The organism is Candidatus Woesearchaeota archaeon (assembly GCA_018303425.1).
Lineage (GTDB): Archaea > Nanobdellota > Nanobdellia > Woesearchaeales > JAGVYF01 > JAGVYF01.
Genome location: JAGVYF010000017.1, coordinates 1 through 7,583, shown reverse-complemented (window position 1 = coordinate 7,583; position 7,583 = coordinate 1). Strand labels below are relative to the sequence as shown.

At 34.2% G+C, this 7,583-nt stretch carries 10 protein-coding genes; all 10 read right to left on the bottom strand.

The genetic code is table 11. From position 1 onward, the window contains the following. On the bottom strand, nucleotides 1-360 hold a 360-nt coding region (locus J4418_02960; protein ID MBS3113015.1), incomplete at its 3' end, for a hypothetical protein. Beyond that, a complete protein-coding gene (locus J4418_02955) occupies nucleotides 344-916 on the bottom strand; it encodes a hypothetical protein (protein MBS3113014.1) in 573 nt (190 codons plus the stop codon). The genes J4418_02960 and J4418_02955, both read right to left, overlap by 17 nt. 206 nt (nucleotides 917-1,122) lie before the next feature. Then, on the bottom strand, nucleotides 1,123-1,296 hold the full coding sequence (locus J4418_02950) for an HNH endonuclease (protein MBS3113013.1): 174 nt from the start codon (nucleotides 1,294-1,296) through the stop codon (nucleotides 1,123-1,125). A gap of 116 nt (nucleotides 1,297-1,412) precedes the next feature. Next, complete coding sequence (locus J4418_02945) at nucleotides 1,413-1,610, bottom strand: hypothetical protein (protein MBS3113012.1); 198 nt, start codon at nucleotides 1,608-1,610, stop codon at nucleotides 1,413-1,415. Further along, the gene (locus J4418_02940; GenBank protein ID MBS3113011.1) at nucleotides 1,553-2,608 is read right to left on the bottom strand and encodes a DNA cytosine methyltransferase; all 1,056 of its coding nucleotides are present in this window, start codon (nucleotides 2,606-2,608) and stop codon (nucleotides 1,553-1,555) included. Before J4418_02940 ends, J4418_02945 begins: the two co-directional genes overlap by 58 nt. Continuing rightward, nucleotides 2,605-3,462 carry an NgoPII family restriction endonuclease gene (locus tag J4418_02935; GenBank protein MBS3113010.1) on the bottom strand — a complete coding sequence of 286 codons (858 nt, stop codon included), beginning with the start codon at nucleotides 3,460-3,462 and terminating at the stop codon, nucleotides 2,605-2,607. Before J4418_02935 ends, J4418_02940 begins: the two co-directional genes overlap by 4 nt. A 1-nt stretch (nucleotide 3,463) precedes the next feature. After that, on the bottom strand, nucleotides 3,464-3,613 hold the full coding sequence (locus J4418_02930) for a hypothetical protein (GenBank protein MBS3113009.1): 150 nt from the start codon (nucleotides 3,611-3,613) through the stop codon (nucleotides 3,464-3,466). A gap of 3 nt (nucleotides 3,614-3,616) precedes the next feature. Further along, the gene (locus J4418_02925; GenBank protein MBS3113008.1) at nucleotides 3,617-3,781 is read right to left on the bottom strand and encodes a hypothetical protein; all 165 of its coding nucleotides are present in this window, start codon (nucleotides 3,779-3,781) and stop codon (nucleotides 3,617-3,619) included. 545 nt (nucleotides 3,782-4,326) lie between these two features. Then, nucleotides 4,327-4,935 carry a hypothetical protein gene (locus tag J4418_02920; GenBank protein ID MBS3113007.1) on the bottom strand — a complete coding sequence of 203 codons (609 nt, stop codon included), beginning with the start codon at nucleotides 4,933-4,935 and terminating at the stop codon, nucleotides 4,327-4,329. A 21-nt stretch (nucleotides 4,936-4,956) separates the two neighbouring features. After that, nucleotides 4,957-7,392 carry a hypothetical protein gene (locus tag J4418_02915; protein ID MBS3113006.1) on the bottom strand — a complete coding sequence of 812 codons (2,436 nt, stop codon included), beginning with the start codon at nucleotides 7,390-7,392 and terminating at the stop codon, nucleotides 4,957-4,959. Nucleotides 7,393-7,583 lie beyond the last annotated feature (191 nt).

Below are 7,583 nucleotides of genomic sequence, written 5' to 3'. Positions count from 1 at the left end.
ACCAACATTATAGGTTCTTTGAACATTGTATTTAGTTATAGAAGAGTACAGATCAATCGTGTCTGCTAAAGCCCCATCTATGTAAACATCCAGCATACCGAAGTCGTCACGAGTCTGGTAAGTTAAAATTACTTCTCCTGAAAGATTATAAACCAGTGAAGAATTAATTGAATTGCTAAACAGTGCAGTATTATTGATATAGTTAGAATCCTCAATAGGTATCCAGACTCCGGTATTTATTACATTACCTGTAATATTAGGGCCGAGATAAACCGAAACGAAAAATACAGACAAGAGCAAAGAAACTATTAAAAGCTCTTTCCAAATTACCCTGTCCGTAAATTTATAATTTCTTTTCATTTTTTATTTTTTTATTTGCCCGATTAATTACAGTCCAAATTGTTCTATTGTCACGATTAAGCAAATTCGCTATTTCATTGTTTGATAATGCGTTATTTTTTAAAAAGACAGAAATGGATTCTAAAATTGAAAATTTACGATCTTGTAATTCTCTAATTGGTATATATTGATCATTTGATTTAATAATAAACTCTTTTTTTAATTTACCTTTAGCTCTCTCATATGTAACAGCAATTGTGCTTTTTGCCCTTTTCAACTGATTGCCAATGGCTTCAAAAGTTAGAGCATTATTTTCTCTTAAAAATTTAACAACGGCTTCAAATGCCGTTAATCTATTATTATTAAATATGGAAATGGGTATGTCTTCAGCATTTTTGTTCAAAATTGAATCTATATCTTCTTTAGAAAGCCGGTAATCTTTTTGCAGAAGCTCTATAAACTGAGAAAGCGCTTCTTTAGGATATTTTGTTAATTGCAACTTGGGTATTAATACTGCAGAATCAGAACTAAATATAATATCTAAATCTTTCTCAAGTCCGTCTCTTTTTTTAACCATTTATACTATTTTGTATTAAAATAATACTATTTTGTAAGTAATTATCTAATAAATATCCAAATTATACTTACATAATAGAATAAATAGTAGTATATTATGAGAATATATAAAAGTATTGTTTTAAAACATCGGAATTCCATTTGTCTTAAGTCTGAGCAATTCAAGAATGTTGTTTCGAAAATGTGACAGATAAATATTTTGAGAATTTATTCTAAATCACTCTTTCCGATATTACATTTAGAACAAAGTGTTTGTAAATTTTCAAGAACTGTTTCTCCACCATTAGCCAATGCTTTAATATGGTCAACATGAAGAATTAGACTCATATCTATTGCGGGAGATCTTCCACAATTTTTACATTTAAAATTATCTCTTTTCATAACTATAAAACGTAATCTCCAGTTAATGTTTCGTTTTGTCTTATGTCAGCCATTTTCATTTTTATCTTTCTGTTCGACAAGTTCTTCCGAAGAAGTCTCCTCTTCATTAATATAAATTACAAATTTTTCAAGCGATTTCCTATAAGTTCCAAATCTATTTTCATATGTTCCGACATGATATTTAGATAATGATTTCTGTAGCCCCTTAATCCGTTGGCAAAAAGCAGTTTTCTGAACTTTATTTCAACAGAAGTATTTACTGACCTGATACTGGACATAATTCTGCTTCTTTTTTCTTTTGTGATTCTGTCCATGCCATTACCTTGTTTTTAGCATTAAGCCCTTTCAAATCAATGAGTATTTTTTTTGCAATCGCTTCGGCAAACTTGACAGGAACAGCGTTCCCTATCATTTTGTATCCGTCTGCAACATCGTTATAATAAAAAATGAAATCATCTGGAAATGTTTGGATTCTTGCACATTCCCTCACAGATAATCTTCTGTAAAGGTGTTCTTTTCCTGATATAAATTCTCTTTTGTTTTGCTCGATAAATTTCATCTTTGGGGCTTGAGGATGTAAAGGTGCATGCCTTCCTCCTGCTTGGATAGTGAATGACGGCTCATCCCATGTTCGAACCCTATTTCTTGACATATATATTGTTGAAAATCCGCCGTTCATATACTCGTGATTGGAAACAGGCAAGTTTTTGTTTGTTTTATTTTTTTCTTTGGCAGAAACTGGTTCTGGCAAATCGCCTATAGCGTCTTTCAATTTTAGCTTTTTTGCTTGTGGCTCTGGAAACTCAAATTTTTTCCCTAATTTCTCATGATACCCGATGATTATAACTCTTTTTCTTTCTTGAGGGACACCATAATCTTGTGCATCAAGTAATTTGTATGTTACATTGTACCCTATTTTTTTGAAAGCTTCAACAATCTTTGCAAATTCGGCTAAATGTGTGGGAGATAGGATTCCTGCAACATTTTCAGCTAGGAAAAATAATGGTTTTTTTTCTTTTATTAAATTTATATAATTATAGAATAACTGCCCTCTCGAGTCTTTAATTCCCCTCATTGCTCCTGCTAAGCTCCAGCTTTGGCACGGTGGCCCCCCGATGAAGCCAATTACATCAGGAATCTCATCAGGTGATATATCAGTTATTGATTTTTTATTTATTTTTAGATTGTGGTTCTTTTCAAAAGTTTCCCCGCAGCCATCCCAATTATCATTAGCAAAAACAATATCAAATCCTGCATTGGTAAACCCTAAATCCAAGCCTCCAGCTCCTGAAAAGAATGATGCAATCTTCATCTTATCACGAAGGTTATAAGCTTCGCCTCCAATATTTTTGCGGGATTATTCGGGTCTTTGATTTTAACGTCTTTAACAGAAATCTCTTTGTTAGATTCTATCTCTTTAATATCTTCCTTAGGATATGATAAGTATTTTTCCTTTCTTAGAAGTGCGAAGAGGTGGAATCTATTGTCCCCAAGCTTGCAGATATCCTCAAAAACTTCAATTGGATTATCTATGCTCCACATTCCTCGTATTCGCAGCTCAGTTATGCCCAGTGGATCAACTCTTTTGACTTTTCCAAGTTCAACAGTTTCTCCTTTCTCTAATCCAAGAGAGTCAAGAACAGAATCAATTTCCTTTTTGATAGGGTTATGGACTTTTTCATATACTGCATGGTCTGCAGCATAGCAAGTTCCATGCACAAAAAAGAGATAATTTACCGTGCCTCCTTTTGCATTTCCTATAACATAGAATAATTCCTTTTCTTTCCAATCTCCGCCATCACATTTTTTGCAGTCGGCAGTTATCCTTATATCCTTAGAGGAAAGCTTGTTTTTTGGAGGCGAACTATTTAGTGCCAGTGCACTTTTCAGGCTTTCTATCTTCTTTATCTCAAAAGCATCCCCGTTCTTGATTATTAAATCTGGTGGATGGTTTTGGTTTCCAAGCCATGCAAAAGCTTTAGAGTAGGCTTCTTGCTTTTTATCCTGTGGGAGCTTAAAAGAAGTTGCAATTGCGTCCTTTATGTAAAATTCTAATTGCTCACCTACTGCATTTATTCTGATTAGATATGTGGAAGCATAACTTTTAAGATCATTATTTTTATATGATGCAATGTTCAGAATCGCCCTTATTACATTAGGTGCCATCTTAATTTTTACTCTCCTTGCTCTTTTTTATCTCGTCAATCATAAGATTTTCAAATTGTCTTGATACAATTAATCCTTTTTTCTCACAGATAGTTTTATACTCATCATGAACATGCTCATCAACACTGAGAGATATAACTTTTTTTGCCATTTTTTATCCCTTTGAAAACCTAAGCCCTAACCATGCGAAAAGGCATCCAATCAGGAAGATTACAACTTTTGTGCCAAATGGATCTTTCCCGAAGAAAGAATAGATAATTGCACCAAATCCAATTATTACGGCTGCTGCTGTTCCGCTTATAAGTTTTGTATCTCCCACCGAATCACCTTATTTATGTTTATATAAGCGTAAATATCCAGATATATAAAGTTTGCGTCAACTTGTCCAGTGGTGAGTGGTATCTATCAAAAAAATAAAAAAATGCAGGCTAGTTATCCTGCTTTTTGAGTGCAACGCCTTAAGTTTCTCCTTAGGAAGCACAGCTGTTACTAAGCTGCAACAACGCTTTCTCTACCGTAGTTATTCAGTCAATTCACTGCCCCGGAACATAATAACGGATTTTAGAAAAAGCAGGGTTATCACTGATTAGTAACGAAACATTTATAATGTTGAAATTCCGACCGTCGGACTATGTCCGAACGTACTCAGAATCAAAGATTCTGACATATGCTTAAAATAAGGCAGGGGATGAGCAAAGTCTCAGAACCTTATAGGTTCTGATAATATTCAAAATCTCATATTTTAATACTAGCATGCTTCCGTCCCAAAAAATATTTAATTCTAAGCACAGAAATGGCTTTGCCATTTCTTGCGTATTGACAGATAGTCCCCATACTGATTTTGACAAAAAGAAAAAAAGAGGCTTACCTCTTTTTTTTAGGTTTTGCCTTAGATTTCTTTAATGTGACGGATTTTTGATGATCTAATTTCCGTACTAAGAAAAATAATATTGCTATTAATACAATTAATGTTATACTAATCCCTGCAACATAATACCAAAAGTAATCAACAGGTTTTGGCGGAATTTGTTCTTGAGGATTTTCCCGGGTTCTGCTATCTGCAACTTCAACATTAAAAGGAACGCAGTATTTTCCTTGCACACCAGTGACACCTTCTTCCTGCGTAACTATTTCTTTACAATCCGGACAAAATTGAAAACTATGCATTTTATATGAAGCGGCATCATTTGAAGAAACTGTGCCGTATAATGCTTTAGCCGTACCCTTCGGAATTATAATTTCACTACTCTCTTCTTGAACATCAAATAAAAATTCAACTTCACTATCACTAATCATTTGCAATTTACATACCATATCATTTTTACTTTGCACAGCATCAATTGTAACCCAAAAACGCGCTTCTTCTCCCCTCAACAACTGCAAATTGCCCGGCTGGGGATGAGTAAGGCCCCATGCGGAAACTATTTGTAAAACTAAAAGGAATGCAATAAATACTGATATTATTTTTTTCATTTTAATTACCTCTTTTCATTTTTAACTATTATGGGTATTAACATTATAAGTTATTGTACCGGAATATGTTCCTGAAGGCAAACCTAAGGGAGGCATAATATGGTAATATGTATCCATTGTTTCATTATATGCAGCACTGCTGCATGCCCATGAAACACACCTTTCTAAACCGGTGCTGTGATTGAAATAAATATCATTTGCAGTTAAATTTCCGGGATAAATCTTCCCTGAAGTTTCTGCAGATTGCGAGTTATCATCATCTATTTGGAAATCTGAACCATCCGGAGTCCAATTAATTAAGTTGCCTGCTTGACCTAAATAAGTAGTATTCCATCTGATATCTACAATATTATTACCATGATTAGTCATTAAATAAAGATTATTCCCAGAACTCCACGAACCTAATGTAATTGTTGCGCCACCAAGTGTAACTGCGCCAGTATAGTTTACAGAGGATAATGTTCCGTACACCCAGGTAGCATTTCTACCATAATCTTTATCTCTAACATTACCGGATAAACCTGAAACATTTACATGGTATTTATAATTCCCAGAAGGAATAAAAAATGAAGGGGTATTATTAACACCGGTAATGTTCGCACTAAATGTAAATCTGCAGCTTTCAGTTAAAGTTTGTACGCTGTCAACTGCCCATGAAAAGTTTGCATTAAGATTATTACCGCATCCTGTTAACGCTGTAGAATTTAAACAAAGGTATAAAATTGGCGTAATATTGTTGCAGTCCTGTTCTTTGTCTTCAATATCTAAAATTGTTGCAAGAGTAATATTTGCGTAAGACAATGGATTTAAAGTACAAACTGAATTAGTACAATCTCCATACCCTGTAACAGTATCGCTTAATTGCAACTTAGTTACGTTTGGTAAAAAATCAGTAAGCTGCATTGTTTGATTTAAATATGCGCTGGTATAGTTATTAGTATTAAAAGTGTTAAATGACATTAAACTTATATAAACTGTGTTATTGTTCCAGCCTGTTGCTTGTCCTGCAACACCCCAAGGTATTGTGCTGTTTTGTATTGTTTCGCTTAGAGCTGTTTTTGTTACATGGGAATATTCTTTATCACCATAATCTGTGGCCCCAACTTTTAATAAATAATAAATCGTATCACCATCCGCATCTGTAGCTGCGGTCCATGCTACATTTGGAGTTGGATCATGGGTTGTGGTCGTATTAAACGCAGTCGGCGGAGTCGGCAGCCTATTAGTTAATTGAATAGTTACATCATAGGCCCCCTCATTTAGTGTGGATTGTTTATCGTCATAAGCATAAATTCTTATATAGACAGTTTTATTGGTCCAGTTACCTTCATTTACAATATTGCCCCATGGAATCTTTTTTCCAAAGAAATTTACTTCATAGGCCGTTGTTGTTGTATTGCTATAAAGCAATGTGTACGGGCCGGTTGCACCGGCAGTACTGGCTGAAATATTATATGTAACAGTATCAGCATCTGTATCAGTTGATGCTGTCCAATTCATCCGCGGCCCCTGACTATGTGAATTAAGTAAACCGGAAGTTAAGTTCAAGAATAAACTTGAAGCTGTGCTTGGAATATCATTTGTTAATGATAAAAGTACATCATAATTAGGACCAATTGTGCCAGTATGCCCATCTGATGCATTTATTCTGGCATAAAATGAACCACTTGTCGAACCACTAACGATCGTATCATTATAAGGCAGCGCAGTTGCTATCCAAGTATATGCATTTGTAGAAACAGCGGTATTCAATCTATCAGTCCCGCCATATGCGGAATCTCCAATTTTTGCAGTGTACTGTGAGATATTATCCGCAGGACATTCATCTGGCGCAGAACCGTCATCTGCATCAGTTGCCGGGCTCCAGGATAAATCCGGAGTGCTATCATGGGTTGAAGTCGGACTTAAAGCAGAAGCAGCTGTTGGAAATTTATTTAGAATTGTAAAATTAAAAAGCACAATACTTGATCTGTTAGCATCACCATAAGTTCCGTCCCATGCCATCAATGCGCCGTAATAATTGTGATAAGTACCATTATAATCTACTGCAAGTGTTGAAGTAAAATTTACGTTTAAGATTACGCCTGTATTGTTATTATCAACAGATTTATCCTCGCTCCAAGCATTTAAAACAGTGCATTTAGTATTGCCTGATTCATTTTTTTTAGTTAATAAATCGATGGAACCTCTAGCTTTTGCAACACAAACAAATGTTTTTATACTTTGACCATTAGGATCGGTTCCCTCATCCCATTGGATTGTGGCATTTAACATATGGGTAGTCATGTTCAAATCATCAGAAAATATATCAAAACTTGAACCACCGGAACATTGTTTTGGATTTGTAAATCCATCTTGAATCGCCATACCGGAAGAATTAGCAGGCAATTCATTGGCAGTTGTAAAAGAAGCAGTAACTTGAGCAGCAAATACTTCTAAAGAATTAAATGTAATCATAAATAGAAATAGCAGGATTACTACAAAAATGTATAAGCGATTCTCTTCTACCACCCTTTTTTCCAAAATATTCCCCTATTCTATCTATTTTTATTATTTATAAAATATAGATATTATTTATATTATATTTTAATATTTTATGATTTATATATCTTTTTATAATATTATGATTTATATATCTTTTTATAATA